The 17,270-nt window shown below is 39.2% G+C and carries 15 protein-coding genes; 2 read left to right on the top strand and 13 right to left on the bottom strand.

Annotation, left to right across the window (positions count from 1 at the left end; translation table 11 throughout):
* Positions 1-9 precede the first annotated feature (9 nt).
* From I6F44_RS17900 to I6F44_RS17845, 12 genes are all read right to left on the bottom strand, one after another.
* Positions 10-2,739 carry an ExeM/NucH family extracellular endonuclease gene (locus I6F44_RS17900; RefSeq protein ID WP_121953983.1) on the bottom strand — a complete coding sequence of 910 codons (2,730 nt, stop codon included), beginning with the start codon at positions 2,737-2,739 and terminating at the stop codon, positions 10-12.
* Positions 2,740-2,867: 128 nt separating this feature from the next.
* A complete protein-coding gene (gene hemB, locus I6F44_RS17895) occupies positions 2,868-3,878 on the bottom strand; it encodes a porphobilinogen synthase (RefSeq protein ID WP_024609387.1) in 1,011 nt (336 codons plus the stop codon).
* Between the two features lie 12 nt (positions 3,879-3,890).
* Complete coding sequence (locus I6F44_RS17890; RefSeq protein ID WP_007579840.1) at positions 3,891-5,744, bottom strand: sensor domain-containing diguanylate cyclase; 1,854 nt, start codon at positions 5,742-5,744, stop codon at positions 3,891-3,893.
* Complete coding sequence (locus I6F44_RS17885) at positions 5,744-6,529, bottom strand: TatD family hydrolase (RefSeq protein ID WP_121953984.1); 786 nt, start codon at positions 6,527-6,529, stop codon at positions 5,744-5,746. The genes I6F44_RS17890 and I6F44_RS17885 overlap by 1 nt, the downstream gene beginning before the upstream one ends.
* Positions 6,529-7,044 (bottom strand): hypothetical protein, encoded by a 516-nt coding sequence (locus I6F44_RS17880; protein WP_121953985.1) that lies wholly within the window; start codon positions 7,042-7,044, stop codon positions 6,529-6,531. Before I6F44_RS17880 ends, I6F44_RS17885 begins: the two co-directional genes overlap by 1 nt.
* A 1-nt stretch (position 7,045) precedes the next feature.
* Positions 7,046-7,786 carry a twin-arginine translocase subunit TatC gene (tatC, locus tag I6F44_RS17875; RefSeq protein ID WP_121953986.1) on the bottom strand — a complete coding sequence of 247 codons (741 nt, stop codon included), beginning with the start codon at positions 7,784-7,786 and terminating at the stop codon, positions 7,046-7,048.
* A gap of 48 nt (positions 7,787-7,834) precedes the next feature.
* Entirely contained in the window at positions 7,835-8,167 is a 333-nt protein-coding gene (tatB, locus tag I6F44_RS17870) for a Sec-independent protein translocase protein TatB (RefSeq protein ID WP_007579851.1), read from the bottom strand.
* 5 nt (positions 8,168-8,172) lie between these two features.
* A complete protein-coding gene (gene tatA, locus I6F44_RS17865) occupies positions 8,173-8,421 on the bottom strand; it encodes a Sec-independent protein translocase subunit TatA (protein ID WP_007579853.1) in 249 nt (82 codons plus the stop codon).
* A gap of 80 nt (positions 8,422-8,501) precedes the next feature.
* Positions 8,502-10,106 carry a ubiquinone biosynthesis regulatory protein kinase UbiB gene (gene ubiB, locus I6F44_RS17860; RefSeq protein WP_197103482.1) on the bottom strand — a complete coding sequence of 535 codons (1,605 nt, stop codon included), beginning with the start codon at positions 10,104-10,106 and terminating at the stop codon, positions 8,502-8,504.
* Between the two features lie 9 nt (positions 10,107-10,115).
* On the bottom strand, positions 10,116-10,796 hold the full coding sequence (locus I6F44_RS17855) for a ubiquinone biosynthesis accessory factor UbiJ (RefSeq protein WP_121953988.1): 681 nt from the start codon (positions 10,794-10,796) through the stop codon (positions 10,116-10,118).
* An 11-nt stretch (positions 10,797-10,807) separates the two neighbouring features.
* Complete coding sequence (gene ubiE / locus I6F44_RS17850; RefSeq protein WP_024589468.1) at positions 10,808-11,563, bottom strand: bifunctional demethylmenaquinone methyltransferase/2-methoxy-6-polyprenyl-1,4-benzoquinol methylase UbiE; 756 nt, start codon at positions 11,561-11,563, stop codon at positions 10,808-10,810.
* Positions 11,564-11,646: 83 nt separating this feature from the next.
* Positions 11,647-12,633 (bottom strand): GGDEF domain-containing protein, encoded by a 987-nt coding sequence (locus I6F44_RS17845; RefSeq protein WP_007579862.1) that lies wholly within the window; start codon positions 12,631-12,633, stop codon positions 11,647-11,649.
* A 358-nt stretch (positions 12,634-12,991) separates the two neighbouring features.
* Here I6F44_RS17845 and I6F44_RS17840 point away from each other — a divergent pair, with 358 nt between their 5' ends.
* Positions 12,992-14,770, top strand: a complete 1,779-nt coding sequence (locus I6F44_RS17840) for a DUF885 domain-containing protein (RefSeq protein WP_121953989.1) — start codon at positions 12,992-12,994, stop codon at positions 14,768-14,770.
* 112 nt (positions 14,771-14,882) lie between these two features.
* The gene (locus I6F44_RS17835; protein ID WP_007579865.1) at positions 14,883-16,349 is read left to right on the top strand and encodes an FMN-binding glutamate synthase family protein; all 1,467 of its coding nucleotides are present in this window, start codon (positions 14,883-14,885) and stop codon (positions 16,347-16,349) included.
* Between the two features lie 42 nt (positions 16,350-16,391).
* Here the strand turns inward: I6F44_RS17835 and I6F44_RS17830 are convergent.
* The coding region (locus I6F44_RS17830; RefSeq protein WP_197174287.1) for an IS4 family transposase at positions 16,392-17,270 on the bottom strand (879 nt) is incomplete at its 5' end.

Below are 17,270 nucleotides of genomic sequence, written 5' to 3'. Positions count from 1 at the left end.
TTAACTTAGTTATTTCTTTTTAAATCGACGCACTATTGATAGTGGTGCTAAAAGAAGTGATAACCATAATAATGAACCTGAATCGTCATCATCAGAGCTCGCTTCAGTGACGTTAATTGTAACCGTTACCGATTCAGATACGTTGTCTACGCTATCTTTCGCTTGCACTGATAGTGTAATTGTACCTTCAGCGTCAAAATCAAGTTCACCGGCTACAATAAGTTGACCTTGTTCATTGACTGAAATTGTCTCACTACCCGACACTATAAACTCAACCACTGGCGATACATCCGGATTTGGATCACTAAATACGAGCTGACCAATTACTGTTCCGACGGAGCTGCTTTCATCAATTGAGAATGCTTGAGCGGCTGTAATGACTGGTGTTTGTTCCTCAGGAGTTAAAATTACCTCAGATTTAATATCAATAATTACAGGGTCGTGATCTGATGCGCGGTATGCACTTTCAGAGTACAAACTAGATTGTTGACCTTCACTTTTAAACTCTACATTGTAATCAAGAGAAATAGGTTCATCTGCGTTGATGTGCCAATCTGTTGCTGCGACAATTTTGCTAAGTAGTGATTGGGTAGCTACTGCATGATCTAAACTACCTGCGCGACCAGAAAAACTGTAAGAATAACCAAGCGTATCACCATCAATTTCTGCAACTACATTTTTGTAGCCTTTATCAGCAAATGCACGTATAGGATCTTCCATTGCGTAAGCATTCATATCGCCGACTAAAATTGTATCTTCGTCGTCAACACCGGTTGGTTTGCTATCAAGCCAATTTGCGAATGCATTAGCACCTTCTGTGCGTATTTCATTCCAACAGCCTTGTCCATCACCTGAATCTGCATTGTTTCCAGAAGCACTACCACAGCTTTTAGATTTAAGGTGTGACACAGCAACAGTAAATACTTCATCAGTTTCTAATGATTTAAAGCTTTGTGCAATTGGAGCACGGTTACTAAAATCAAATGGAGCCTCAGTCGTAATAGCAGCAGTACCTACTTCTTCTACTTTGTTAGCACGATAGATAAGTGCGGTAGTAATTGCATCGGTACCAATTTGATCTACGTTAAAATCAACAAATGCATAGTTGTTAGCACTATCAGCGTCATTTAATGAATCTACTAAGCTTGCAATTGCACTAAATTCGCCAAAACCATCATTTTCAATTTCCATTAAACCAACAACATCGGCCTGGATAGCGCTAATGGCACTTACAATTTTAGCTTCTTGGCGAGTAAATTCAGCTTCTGAATCTGCACCTCGGGCTGTAGGGAACCCTCCGCCTTGGCCATCACCATTAAAGTAATTAAGTACGTTAAAGCTAGCTACACGTAAATCTGCTTCAGCATTAAGTTCAGGCGCATTTTCACGTGGATTTGTTGCAATAAACGAAGGTGCTACAGTTGGGTGGATTCTGTAAAGGCTGAAGCTATAAGCAAGTGCCCCCGTAACCGTATTAACTGTATCGCCAGTACGTAATGTATTTTCTGCTGATAAGCCTGGAGTTGGGTAGGCTGTAGGGTCTAAGTTTTGTACTGTAGAGCCATCATCTAGTAAAATCTTTTTAAGTAGATTTTCAGTTTCAACTGCATTAGCTGCATCTCCAGGTAATGCAACTTGGGTACCTTGATACAAGCGTTCTGTTGCTAATTCAACTTCACCATATCGACCAAGGCCAAAGTTATTAGTTACTACTAATGGTTGTTCTAATGTAACTAACATACCTTCAAAAGCTTCTAAATCAGTTGTATCAGCTAAAGGTAAAGTGATTTTTGTAGCTGCTGCAGCTAAGCCAGTGCCACATATGGCAACTTGGCTAACACTGCCGATTTGTGTTGCATCAAAATATTCTTCTACAGTACCTTGTACACGTACATGGTCGCCTACGTTTACGTCAATATCTGCAAAATAAACAAATACACCTTCAGAGGTGAGAGGATTTGCATCTATGTCAGCAGCAAGTGAGCTAACAAAAAAGCCTTTTAATTGATCATCATCTTGGAAGTCTGCGGTTACAATACCCTCAAACTCTACTAAAGTATCAACAAGCGGGCTTGCAGAGCTATCGCCTTGTATAGCGTTAATTAGTACTCTTTCTGCGCCACAAACAAGTGGTTCAAGTGGTTCTGGTTCTGGAATTGGTTCAGGTGTTGTCCCACCATTACCTGCATGTGAACCTAAGCCATCAAAGTCATCTTGGTCAAACTGTACCCATTCTTCACTTGGGTTAAACTCTGCGTCAGGTGTTGTTCTACCTGCGGTAATACTATCTTTTCTACGAAGTGTTTTATTTTGTGTTTGTACTGCGCCCTCAGACCAAAACGAACCGGGATCTACACCGCGCTGGCCAAAGCTATCGACTACAGTGCTACCTTGCATTAGGACTAATGCATCATCACCATTAAAGTTAGCAACACCATGTTCTAAATCGGCTTTTTCTTTTAGTGCATCATTTGAACTTGAATTAACAACAACAAAGGTACTGTTAGCTGCCAAAGTACCAGACAAATCAAGAGTTGATTGAATTGTAGTTTTGCCATTTACATACAAACTTAGTGAGTACTGATCAAGAGTTAGTGGAGATGACGAGTTATTATAAAGCTCAATTGCTTTATTATTACTGCTTCCCTCTATGTATTCTGAAATGATTAGATCTGCAGAGGCTGGCGCACTGAGACTTGCTATAACAAGTGCGAGTGGTGTTATTTTTGTTTTAAACATTTTTTTATTATTCCCGTGTATTAATCCCAAAATGGGACACCAGTTTAGAGAATAAATATGACGAAAATAATACAAAAATGTAAACAAATGTAAATAAAAGGCGGTTTAACCGCCTTTTTATAAAAACCTTACTTTTTAGCTAGGTATTGTGCGGCTTGCTTAGCAAAATAGGTCAATATTCCATCAGCGCCTGCACGCTTAAATGCAAGTAAAGACTCCATTATAGTAGCTTCCTCACTTAACCAACCGTTATCAATAGCTGCTTTGTGCATTGCATACTCGCCACTTACCTGATATGCGAAAGTAGGTACACCAAACTCGTCTTTAACACGACGTACAATATCTAAATAAGGCATGCCAGGCTTAACCATGACCATATCAGCGCCTTCTTGTAAGTCTAATGCGACTTCACGTATTGCTTCATCAGAGTTTGCTGGGTCCATTTGGTAGGTTTTTTTATCGGCACCTTTTAAGTTCCCAGCAGAACCTATTGCGTCTCTAAATGGGCCATAGTAGCTAGATGCATATTTAGCTGAGTAGGCCATAATACGGGTATGCACAAACCCATCAGCTTCAAGTGCTTCACGAATTGCAGCAATACGGCCATCCATCATGTCCGAAGGGGCAATTACATCAGCGCCCGCTTCTGCATGCGAGAGTGCTTGTTTAACTAAAATTTCGGTGGTTACGTCGTTTATTACATAGCCTGTGTCATCAATAATGCCGTCTTGACCGTGCGTCGTGAATGGATCAAGTGCACCATCAGTAATTACACCCAACTCAGGAAAGGCTTCTTTTAAAGCGCGAACAGTGCGTTGCACTAAGCCATCGTCATTATATGCTTCTTCGGCAAATAGTGACTTTTTGTCCGCAGGGGTTACTGGAAAAATAGCAACGGCAGGTACGCCAAGATCAACAAGTTCTTTTGCCTCAAGTAATAGTAAATCTATCGATAGACGTTCAATACCAGGCATTGATTCAATTGCTTCGCGACGATTTTTACCTTCTAGTACAAATACAGGGTAAATTAAATCGTTTACGCTAAGTTGGTTTTCGGCCATTAAGCGGCGAGAAAAGTCGCTGCGGCGCATTCTGCGCATGCGAGTATATGGGAAAAGGTCTAATCCTGATTGGGCCATATTAATATGCTCCTACTGTGGTAATGGAAAAGTGATTACTTGATTACGGCCATGTTGCTTTGCGTAATAAAGTGCTTTGTCGGCGCACTCAGTAAAAATTTGAGGGTTGCTAACATCATCAGCAATGCTGGTGTATACACCAGCGCTAATTGTAAATTGAATATCATTATTGGCAACCGTTACTGTACTGGCTGAGATAGCTGCTCGTATTTTTTCAGCTATGTCTTGTGCACCTTCGCTGGGGGTATTAGGTAATAGCACCACAAACTCTTCACCGCCATAACGAGCAACTTCATCGAGTGGTCGCTTTAAATGATCTTTTATAAGGTCAGATACAGCTTTAATAACTTGATCGCCAATTATGTGTCCGTATGTATCGTTAATGCTTTTGAATCGGTCTATATCAAGCATAACAATACTAAGCGGCGTTTGTTCTCGACGAGACCGACGAATCTCCATTATTAGCTTTTTATCAAAAAAGCGTCTGTTTTTTATTCCGGTTAAAGCGTCTTCGGTATTGAGTAACTCAAGTGAGCGGTTTTTTTCTTCAAGTTCTCTGAGTGTAACTTGCAATTCAAAGGTGCGTTCGTCGACTTGTGATTCGAGTTCTTGGCGTGTTTTTTCTTGTAACTTTAAGCGCTCTTTAAGTAGCGTATCTTGAGCTGCATTTTCAGCAATCAAGGTTTGCTGAGCAATTACTTCTTCATCACGTTGCAAAATAAATAACTTCATTACACTGTAGCATAGACAAAATGTGCAGCTAAAAAAGCATGTAAATACAAATGCTAATGTACTTCTGTCAAAGGCGTATAGCCCTATTACTGCAACAATAAAATAAAGCATCACCACCAAGAAAAAAACTAATACGAGCAGTAGCGCTTTATTAGGTTTAGAAGGTGATAAACGTATGCACATAAGTGTAGTTGCAATATAAAAGCCTAAAACGATTGGGATAGTAGTTAAGCAAAATAGTGTCACTATATGGTTTGGAAATAGCCAAATAAACAATAACGAGACACCTAATGCGTTAACTATCACTTTTTGAACCGTTAGTAAAAAAGAGGGCTTTGGATGGCAAATTTGCTTTTGTAAAGGCAAAAACATTAAAGCAATAAGCATAAGTAATATAGGGATCATAACTTGCTGTAACGCTGGCAAATTAGGGTGAATATATTTTAGGCCAAAGCCACAAATGTAGGCTAATAAACTACCTAATGTGAGGGTAATTAAACCAGCATAAACAAAATAACGTTTACGTGAAAAACTATATAAAACTAAGCAACTCACGCCTAAAGAAAATATAAAACCAATCAATAAGCCATAGAGTAAATTAAGTTTACCTTTATGTGCCAAATAAGCTTCTGGTTGCCACAGCGTTAAAGGGACTCGCAAGCCGGAGCTATTCGTCACTCTCATAATAATAATGGTTTCGCTATTTGCAGGGCTAATTAGTTTAACTAATAAAGATTCACTCTTAATCGCACGTTTATCAAGGGGGTATGCATCGCCAATTTGGGTGTGAGAAATTAATTGCGAGTTATGTAACTGATATACTTGAACGTCGTTTAGCAGAGGGTTGTTTAGTGACAACAGTTGTTCGGTATTATAACTAAGCGTGTTTTTTATTTTAAATTTCATCCATACAGAACGCTGCTCAAGACCTAGGTTAAGAGGTTTACCTGTGTTTTTTTGCCACTGTATATGGCTACTTTGATGTGCATCTAATAGCGAAGTTGGTTCAAAAGAGTAATGCAGGTTATTAATGTTTTGGGAGTTAAAATCATGTTTTATTATTACAGGGCTTGCGAAAGAGCAAAAAGTGCAAAGAAGCATCAATAGACTTAGTAATGCTTTTGCGCACGCCATTAGCAGCTCTTTAAACCAAAAACATTGTAAAAGTTTTCTGTAGTTTTGCGGGCCACAACTTCTTCATCTATTTGATAAAGTTGCGCAACTGTTTGGCAAATATAAGGAAGCAGAGCGGGTTCATTTTTACGCGATTTAGGCTTTGGCTTAACTGTTCGTGGAATTAAAAATGGTGCATCAGTTTCTATTAATAATCGATCTAGAGGAATACTAGGCACTAGTTGTTGTAAATCTTTACCACGCCTTTCATCACATACCCAACCCGTTATACCAATATACAGACCTAAATCTAAATATTGTTTTAGAGCTGCTGAGTTACCTGTAAAGCAGTGGAGTACACCGCGAATATTAAACTCTTTTAAAATACTTAGCATGTCGTCACTTGCATCACGTTCATGTAAGTAAACAGGTAAATCTAATTTTTCGGCAAGTGCTAGGTGGCGTCTAAAAACACTACGCTGTACATCGCGAGGTGAAAAGTCACGGTTATAATCAAGGCCGCATTCACCAATCGCTATGACTTGCTTATTGTTAGCAAGTGCAGTTAATTGTGCTTCTAATTCATTCGTCGCCGATTTAGCATCATGTGGGTGGACACCCGCCGTAGAATATTGAAGATGTTTTATCGCAAGTTCAAGTGATTGCTGACTACTCGCAATATCACAACCTATCATAAGCATATTTGTAACACCGGCTTCGCTTGCACGGGTAATTACATCATGATGCTGGTCATCAAATTGATGATTAGTTAAGTTAACTCCAGCATCAATTAACGTATATGACATTACTTAGTACGTTTAACGCGAATAGAGCGGTTTTTACCGTCTTGTTTCAGTAAAAAGGAGTTAAATGCACCACGGCTGATTACAATTGTATCGTTTTCTTTTAAACGCATGCGGTCAGAGCCAATTTGACGCCATTGTTGGCCGTTATCTAGCGAAATAATTAACTCGCCATAAGCTGCTTCTTTCACTGAAGTAACCATAGCTTTAATTTCAGTCTCTTTTTCTACCTGTGATTCTTTGTGCTCTAAGCCAAAATCGTCGGTTTTTGCCTTTGCTTGCATTGGTGCAGCAGCTACGACTAGAGGTACATTGTTAGCCGTTGGTGGAGTGAGCGTTTTTGTTATTGTTGGCTTTGTTAGTGATTTACCAGTAATTGTATTGTCATAGCAAAGTAATCGGTTAAAGTCATTTTCAATAAAGCTACATGCTTGCAGGGCCTGAGTATTCAATTCAGTTTGCGTAGCAAAAGTAGGCGTACTTAATAAAACCAATAGTGAGAGTAGTTGTTTTTTCATTTTATTCCTCAGATTCTTTTTGTGGTTTGGCGGTATAAAATTTTGCTAAAATTAAACCTAGTTCAAACAAAAGAAGCATCGGAAATGCTAATAATGTTTGTGATAAAACATCAGGCGGTGTTAGGAACATAGCCACTACAAAAACACCCACGACGATATAAGGGCGCTTTTCTTTTAAACTTTTTGTTGTTGTTGCGCCACTCCAGCATAGCAGCATAATAGCTACTGGAATTTCGAAAGCGATACCGAATGCAAAAAATAGTTTTAATACAAACCCTAAATAGCTACTTATATCGGGCGCAAGAGTCATCATCTCTGGGCCGGTACTTGTAAAAAAGCCTAAAATAATTGGCAGAACTACAAAATAACAAAAAGCTATGCCGCCATAAAATAATATTATACTTGAGGCGAGAATGGGCATGAGCATTTTCTTTTCGTGCTGATATAACCCCGGTGCTATAAAGCCCCAAATTTGATGCAATATCCACGGAATCGACGCAAATAAAGCGACAAATAAAGTAAGTTTGAAAGGTGCAAAAAAGGGTGCAGTTACATCGGTTGCAATCATAGTCGCAGTACTTGGCAAATGCGAAACTAACGGCTGTGCAACAAAGGCGTAAATATCATTCGCAAAATATACTATGGCAATGAAAATAACTAAAATGCTCAATAGTGCTTTTATTAGCCGATCACGTAACTCAATTAAATGCGCTACAAACCCCGATTTTACTTCCTCAGCCATTATTTTTTATACCATGTAGTAAGTTGACCACAAAGTGAGAAATAAATTTCACTTTTTCTCATCAAGTTGTTGGTTATTTGATGTATCAGATTGTGTTTTTTTGTAGCTGTGAGTAACTGATTCAGCCGCTTTTTGTAACTCTGTTAATGAACTTTGTAGCTCAGGGCTTAAGTCTTTTAGTTCTTGTTGTTCTGCTTTTTTAAGGTTTTCGTGAAGTTCATGAATACGCAGTTCTTCACTTACTTCGGCTTTTACCGAGTTGGCAAGTGATTTAGCGGTTTTAACCCATTTACTCACTGTTCTAATAGCAACAGGTAAGCGCTCAGGACCGAGCACCACTAAGCCAACAATAAAAATAACAACAAGCTCCCACATCCCCATACTAATTAAACCTTATTGCTATCTTTGTTTTTTTCAGTATTGGTTGAGTCGTCAACGGTGCTTTTTTCTGATTGTTGAATTTGCTCTGATTTTTCTTGCTCACTCGCTGTGTCGTCCGACATTGCTTTTTTGAAGCCTTTAACAGCGCCTCCAATATCACCACCCATACCGCGTAGTTTTTTTGTGCCGAAAAGTAAAACTATGATCGCTAAAACAATTAATAATTGCCAAATACTAATACCACCAAAACCCATGGTTTTCTCCAATATATAAAACGGTTAAATGTATATTTTAAATACTAATTATACGCCCAATAGCGCAAATAGCACTCAGTTTATGCGTTGCGCCATGCTGCAATAAAGCTAATAGCAGATAAGGCTATTGCAATGCTTGCAGCTACTAAATCGTGCTGTAAATAACAAAGTGTTGCCATAATCATTGTAGCACTACCAAATAAACTCAATATTAAAGGTTTATGAGATACCTTTTGTTCTTGAGGTTGATGAGCGTGTGGTGCACGCTTTAAATTTTGGTAAATTAGATCAGGTAACTCAGGCATTTTTTCAGCCCAAAATGGCAAGTTAGCATACATTTGCTTCAGTACTGATAGCGGTCCAACTTGCTGCTTCACCCAATCTTCTAAAAAGGGTTTGGCTGTTTTCCATAAGTCGAGTTGCGGGTAAAGCTGACGCCCTAATCCTTCAACGTATAATAAGGTTTTTTGTAGCAATACTAATTGCGGTTGTACTTGCATGTTAAAACGACGTGCAGTATTAAATAGATTTACGAGCACGTGACCAAATGAAATTTCAGCCAAAGGTTTATTAAATATAGGCTCGCAAACTGTGCGAATCGCAAATTCAAATTCTTCAATGCTAGTATCTGGTGGTACCCAACCAGAATCTACGTGTAGCTGTGCAACTTGGCGATAATCACGATTAAAAAAGGCGATAAAGTTTTCAGCTAAATAGCGTTTATCTTCTTTGCTTAACGTACCAACTATACCGCAATCAATACCGATATACATTGGATTTTCAGGATGCTCGCGAGAGACGAATATATTACCAGGGTGCATGTCGGCATGAAAAAAGCTGTCTCTAAACACCTGCGTAAAAAACACTTCTACGCCGCGCTCAGCAAGTAATTTCATATTAGTGTCTTGCGCCAGTAATGCATCCGTATCAGACACAGGTATACCGTAAATACGCTCCATTACCAGCACATTGCTACGGCTGTAATCACTGTAAACTGCAGGGATATATAATGAATCAGAGCCTTCAAAATTGCGTTTTAGTTGAATCCCATTGGCACCTTCTCGCATTAAATCGAGCTCGTCTAGGAGTGTTTTTTTGTATTCTTTAACCACTTCAACGGGGCGTAGACGTTTTGATTCGTTATGGACTTTTGCAAGTACCTTAGCGAGCTTTTCCATTAACGCCAAGTCGGCATTAATTTGCTCGTAAATATTGGGTCTAATAACCTTAATTACTACATCTTGCTCAATGCTTTGCTCATCAATAAGCTTTGCTGTATGTACTTGCGCTATAGATGCAGAAGCTAGTGGAGTTTGTGAAAACTCACTAAACAACTCACTTATGTCGTTAATTTCTAGCGCTTTTTCTATAATTTTTTGTGCAAGTGCGCCTTCAAATGGCTGAACTTGATCTTGTAAAAACGCAAGCTCTAAAGCGATATCATGAGGGAGTAAGTCACGACGAGTTGAGAGCATTTGGCCAAATTTAATCCAAACAGGACCAAGCTCTTGTAGTGCCAAACGTAAGCGTAGCCCTGCAGGTTTTTCTTTGTGCTGATTACGCAGCCAAAACAAACTGCCACGAGCTACTCTACCAAACCAAGGGATCTTATGTTTTGGAATTAGCTCGTCTAACCCATAGCTAAGTAATGTTTTGGTGATGTTATACAAACGTGCAGTCGACACAAAAAATCCTTAGCGGGTGTTTGAAGGTGAAAAAGAGTTTAACAAGGTATTTATACGCTGCTCAACAGCAGCGACTTGGCCTTTGAGTTCTCTATTTTTTTGTTTAAATTGCTCAAGTTCTAATGGGTGAATAGTAATTGCGAGCTCATCTTGGCATAAACTTGTAAGCATTGTACTTATTTTAGTGTTGGTTTTGCTGCTCTTTTGTTTTAGTTTTTTTAAGTGCAGATATAACTGCTGAGCGGGGGTATCGCCAATGTATCTAGAGAGCTGTTCAGGCCAATCAATATCAATGCCTGAAAACGCATTGCTATAAGTTTGCGCAATATTTAAATCGCCTTGTAAGTCGAGCTTATCTTGGCGAATTAACTGGGTAAGCATAGCTGGGTTTTTAAGCGCTAAAAGCGTGTCTATGTCTGCGCTGATCATACAATCTGCGTTTTCATTATTTTGAGCACTGTATAAGTGTAATTGCTCAGCGCTATAAACAAGTTGGATGCTTTGTTGCCAATCTCTTACTTCAACCACTAAGCGCTGATGTTTAACGGCGCTTAGCTTTTGAGATAATTGTGGGTCAAGGCTAAGTGCTTGATTTAGTACACGCTCAATAAGCGAAAGTACAAAATTAGGTAACATAAAAAATTCAGATGGCATTGCATCATTATTTTTTGTTATTTTCTCAAGCGCCATAACTGCTAGCCTTAATATTTAAAACCACGGTGCAGCGCAACAATTCCGCCTGTGAGGTTTTGGTATGTTGTTTGCTCAAAGCCTGCATCTTCCATCATCGCTTTTAGCGTGTCTTGATCTGGATGCATACGAATAGATTCAGCTAAATACTTATACGATTCACTGTCGTTAGCAACTAGCTTACCCATTGTAGGCAATAAATTAAATGAGTAAAAATCGTAAGCTTTACTAAGTACGTCATGCTCTGGTTTTGAAAACTCTAAAACAAGTAAACGACCACCTGGCTTTAAAATGCGGTACATAGAGCGTAATGCTTTGTCTTTATCGGTAACGTTACGTAAGCCAAAGGCAATAGTGATCACATCAAAGCTATTATCTGGGAACGGTAGCATTTCTGCATTCATTTGTACGTAGTCGATATTGCCCACTAATCCAAGATTATGCAGTTTTTCACGACCAACTTTAAGCATAGATGAGTTTATATCACCCAAAACAACTTGACCCGTTTCGCCCACTAATTGGCTAAACTTTGCCGTTAAGTCGCCAGTGCCGCCGGCTAAATCGAGTACATGATGGCCTTTACGAACACCTGAGCTTGCAATAGTTTGACGTTTCCATAAACGATGCACACCAAAAGACATTAAATCATTCATTACATCGTATTTTGCAGCTACTGAGTGAAATACATCAGCAACCATAGAAGCTTTATCGTTCTCGGCTACTGTTTTATAACCAAAATGCGTGGTCTTTTGTTCGGTTTCGTTCATGATTAATCTCTATCGTGACAATAGAGGTTAGTGTACTTTATTGTACACAGTAGGTGCAATTTGAATATGATTTATCAGGTAATTTATTGCCCTGCAGTGTAACTACTTTGACCTAATGACCGTGCTTTAAAAGCCGCATGAGATGCTTTTTTTGCTAACTGATTAAAATCATCTTCTTGTTGATGCTGAGCAATTCCTAGTGATAAGCCAATACTTGGTAGCTTGATACCTGTTTTTGAACTAACAAAGCGTAGCTTTTCGACCCCATTTCTTACTTTCTCGGCTATCACATTGGCCGTATCTGGGTCGATGTCGGCGAGCAAAACAGTAAATTGATCTTTAGCTGTGCGACCAGGTAAGCCACTTTGAAAAACATATTTTTGCACTTGCTTAGCAACTTTACTCAAAATGACTTCACCAATAATATCACCATAATTTTTAGTAAAGTGATCAAGGTTGTCTATTTGAATCGCTATTGCGCAAATAGATTTTTGTTGATTAGTCCACACTTGGGTTTGTTGCGTTAAATAATGGCGCTTATAAAGCCCTGTTTGGCTATCAATAATATGCTGTTTACGAAGTTGAGTTAGCTGCTTTTGTGTTTTTTCGTGTAGTTGTTTGGCTTTGCTTAGTTCTTGCTTAAATTGCTTATGTTGGTTGAGTAATTCGGCGGTTTGATTATGAAGAACTTCAAGCGCTTGACGGCTTTGTTCTATGTTGTTCTCATCTAGCGAATGTACGCATTCGCTCACTTGACCCGCAAAGCGAATTATTTGCTTTTCAGTAGCTTGAGAATTTTGAGAAAGTGAGTTTATAACACCATCAACATTTTGAATCATGTTGACTTGCGCTTTGTGGCCAGTATTTAAAAACTCAGAATGTAGTTGTTCAATTAAAACGCTATCTATATTGTCTTCAACAGCGATAGCACGGTCTAAAGCTTTATTTAGCTTGAGATTAGTTTGACTGGTATAAGCATAAATAACTTGATAATTCAGCGGCGTAGGTGGGAGCGTATAGCGCTCTAAAAAAACACACACTTTGGTCATTTTTTCTTGTGCAATAGCCATGGAATCATGGAACATCATTTTAAATACCAACTAAGTACGCATAAGTGCAAATTTTAAAATATCTCATTCCATGAGGCGGTTATGCATCCCAGCTTTTTATTATTTTTATCTACAGTAATCTTTATAATCGCTATTTAAAAGGAAAAATGAGAGTTAGGGAACTTAAATTTTACTTTAGCGGCTCAATAGCTGTTTTTGTCATCAATTAAGCTTGTTTTTACTTCATTTAATGTATGTAACGTATTAATACACTTAGTATAAGTAGGGATTATTACTATGAGGTTGGTCTCATTTACTTGCTATTTATTTACCCTACGATAGCTTTATGAAATTAATAACACTGCTAAGTTACATTATAATGAATCATTTTTTAATTAAGCCACTTCGCCAATCTTTATTTGGTATCACGGTTTTGTGCTCATTAAGTGCATGCCAGATGACCATGCAAAATTCAGATCAACAATTTACTCAAGTAGCGCAAAGTATTGTTGATTATAGAGAAAGCATTAACCCTTACGATAGTGTAGGTGGTGTTGAAGGTTATTTATTACCAAATTTATCCCCTGAATTTTTAGCGCAAGAATATAAAAATAAAACGCAATTACTTGCTGAATTAGACACTATTAATATTGAAAAGCTAAGCGACGAAAATCAAATTAACTTCGATATTATTCGAGCTCAAGTACAAAACAGTGTCGATGAATATGTATTTAATGCGCACTATATGCCGCTCACCTCTGAATATGGGTTTCATTCTGGTTTGTCGTACATAATAAATAGTTCTCAATATAAAAACCCGGAAGACTACCAAGTGTATCTTGCACGATTGGCGCAAGTTCCACGCTTTTTTGAGCAAAACATGTATTGGATGAAAAAAGGGCTTGAGACAGGGCTTACTCAACCTAAAGCTGTATTGGAAGGTTATGAAGATTCAATTAATGCCTACATTGTTGACGATGTAACTACGTCTGAATTTTATAAACCATTTTTAACTAACACAGCTGGTTTAAGTGAAAGTGAATTTAAAGCACTACAACAAAAAGCTAAAAATATTATAAAAGAAGAGGTTATAAAATCTTATAAAGATTATTTAGCGTTTTTTACGCAGCAATATCGACCTGGTGCACGTACAAGTATTGGTATATCAGATACACCTAATGGCGAAGCGTTTTATAAAAATAGAGCTAAGTATTACACCACTACCGATATGACACCTAAAGAGATTCACGAACTTGGCTTAAAAGAAGTTGCGCGAATTCGTAGTGAAATGGAAAGCGTAATAGCAGAGGTAGGTTTTAAAGGCACGTTTGCCGAATTTATCCACTTTTTACGCACTGATCCACAATTTTACGCCACAACACCAGAGCAACTTTTAAAAGAAGCATCTTATATTGCTAAAAAAATGGATGCACAACTGCCTAAGTTATTTCATACCTTACCACGCAAACCTTATGGTGTAGCACCTGTACCGGCCAGTATTGCACCTAAATACACAACCGGTCGATATTCAGGCTCTAATCGAGATGATGAAGCAGGGTATTATTGGGTAAATACTTACGCTTTAGATAAGCGCCCTTTGTATGTTTTAGAAGCATTAACGCTGCACGAAGCAGTGCCAGGTCATCATTTACAGATATCACTTAATGCAGAGCTTGAAAATCTGCCGAGCTATCGTCGTGATGCTTACCTCTCGGCATTTGGCGAAGGTTGGGGGCTTTACTCTGAATATTTAGGTTTAGAAGCCGGCTTTTATCAAGACCCATATAGCCGTTTTGGTCGTTTAACGTATGAAATGTGGCGAGCAGCGCGTTTAGTTGTTGATACAGGTATGCATATGTATGGCTGGAGTCGCGAGCGTGCCATGAACTTTATGAGCGAAAATACAGCGCTTTCGTTGCATAACGTTAAAACCGAAACCGATCGTTATATTACATGGCCTGCACAGGCGCTTTCGTACAAAATAGGTGAGCTTACTATTAAGCGTTTACGCATTGAAGCAGAGCAAGCGCTAGGAAAAAGCTTTGATATTCGTGAATTTCATCATCAAATACTACGCCATGGTTCAGTGCCTTTATCGGTACTTGAAACGCAAGTGCGTTTATATATAAAAGCAGAGTTAGCTAAACAACAGAATTAGATATAAGGCAGTTAAAGCCTTGAACAAATAAAAGTGTTATGTCATTTTGGTGATATAGCACTTTTTTATTTTAAAAACAGTCATCAAGGGGCCTTGGGTGAGTAATTTTATAATGTTTAGTATTGATGTATTTGCAAGTATGTTTATTGTTGTTTTAGGGTTATTGGTTTTAATCGTTGTCGTTTTTTATATTCGAGATGTAACACAAACCAAGCATGCAATTAGACGTAATTACCCTGTTATTGGTCGCTTTCGATATTTTTTTGAACGCCAAGGTGAGTTTTTTAGACAGTACTTTTTTGCTCAAGATAGAGAAGAAATGCCGTTTAACCGCGCAGAGCGTAGTTGGGTTTATCGTGCAGCAAAAGATGTTGACCGTACGGCTGCATTTGGCTCCACGCAAAGCTTAGAAGTAACAGGTACGGTTATGTTTATGAACTGTGCATTTCCTACTTTAGACGAAGAAGCGCTCGACCCGAGTAATGTTACTTTGGGTCCATACTGTAAAACACCTTACACGACCAACTCGTTATTCAATGTATCTGGTATGAGTTTTGGTGCGCTTTCAAAGCCAGCTGTACGAGCCTTATCAAAAGGGGCAAAACTAGCGGGTTGTTGGATGAACACCGGTGAAGGGGGATTAAGTCCTTATCATTTAGAAGGTGGTGCCGATTTAGTGTTTCAGATTGGTACAGCTAAATATGGTGCACGAGACGAGCATGGAAATTTAAGTACTGAAAAGCTAAAAGAAATAGCGGCTCACGAACAAGTAAAAATGTTTGAACTTAAAATGAGCCAAGGTGCAAAACCAGGTAAAGGCGGTATGTTACCAGGGCGCAAAGTTAACGCCGAAATAGCTAAAATTAGGGGCATACCAGAAGGGCAAGATTCTATTAGCCCCAATGGTCATCCTGAAATTAAAAACCCAGCCGATATTCTCGATATGATTGCCACTGTGCGTAACGCGACAGGTAAACCTACAGGGTTTAAAGCCGTTATTGGTGCTTACGGATGGTTAGAAACGTTGTTCGCTGAAATAAACCATCGTGGTATAGAGTCTGCACCTGACTTTATTACTATAGATAGTGCTGATGGTGGTACGGGCGCAGCACCACAACCGCTTATGGATTCGGTGGGTTTACCACTGCGCGAAAGTTTACCGCTTGTAGTTAATATGCTTGAAAAACATGGACTGCGAGATCGTATTAAAATAATCGCGTCTGGTAAATTAATTGTTCCTTCAAAGGTTGCTTGGGCGTTAGCGCTCGGTGCTGATTTTGTTGTATCGGCTCGAGGGCATATGTTTGCACTGGGCTGTATTCAGGCAATGCAATGTAATAAAGATACCTGTCCGACCGGGATCACTACGCATAACGAGCGTTTGCAACGCGGCTTAAATGTAGCTGATAAAGCGCAACGAGTAGCTAACTATAATAAATACATTCATTACGGAGCTGGGCTAATAGCCCATTCTTGTGGTGTGACTAGTGCACGCGAATTAAAACGTGAACATGTACGTATAGTGCAAGAAAGTGGTTTATCAGAACCGCTCGATAAAATTTACGAAAACTATAAGTAAGTTTTTAACTAACTAAAAAAGGCGCTAATAGCTGTCTCTTGATCACAAGTCTGACTCAAGAGATTTTGCTAAATCGTAGCCTTCCAGGATGGCTTGTAACTTAAGCCATCCTTGCCATAACACTTTCACAGATGCACGCCCTGTGCGCTTGGTATCTTTCCAGCCTCCTAACTTTGCCAGTTCCTGATACGCCCATGACATATTTGGAGCAGTTTCAGGCAATGGTGTTTTTATTCTCTTTAACCACAATAACTTCCATGCTTTGGGAGATAACAGTTGTTCACAACTTGGAGAATCAGGCTGCTCATTGGTGAACTTTAGTTGCAATATTCGCGTCGCAATAAAGCCATTAATCGTCACCAATCTTTCCATGTTATCTTGGCTTTGAAGGCGTAAACTTTCGATATCCGTACCATCACTTTTCCAGACTTTATGGTATTCCTCTACAAGCCAACGGTGCTCATAGTAGGTGATGATAGCTAAAGCGTCTTCTTTGCTGGTGACTGGTTCACTGGTTAATAGGTGCCAGCTTAAGCCGTTCTCAGCGTTTCCTTGCTCTGCACAGCCGACATAGTAAACTGGGAGGGAGCGTCCTTTCTTATTGTAAGGCGCTTTGAGTGTCACTGGCGCATAGGTGATATCCAGTGTTGCGCTTCGGGCTTTTCTTCCTCCTTTTTGTGCAATGTGGATGTGTTTGGTGCCTGCACTCATCAGCTCGCTTGCAAACGCATAGAGCTTATCCTCACCTTCTTCAATATGACGACCTTGCATCGAGCGTACGACGAATCGTTGCTGCTCGCTCAGTTTATACTGCAAGTATTCGTAGATGTCCGCTTCGCGGTCACACACCGATATCACGTTCGCCATTTGTCCTTGCAGCCGCTCTGCCATCGCTCGTGACGCTGACTCCCACTTGTAACT

It is taken from the genome of Pseudoalteromonas sp. NZS11_1 (genome assembly GCF_015864275.1).
GTDB lineage: Bacteria > Pseudomonadota > Gammaproteobacteria > Enterobacterales > Alteromonadaceae > Pseudoalteromonas > Pseudoalteromonas arctica.
Note: the sequence above shows the minus strand (reverse complement) of the source record. Positions and strands in the feature narration are given on the sequence as shown.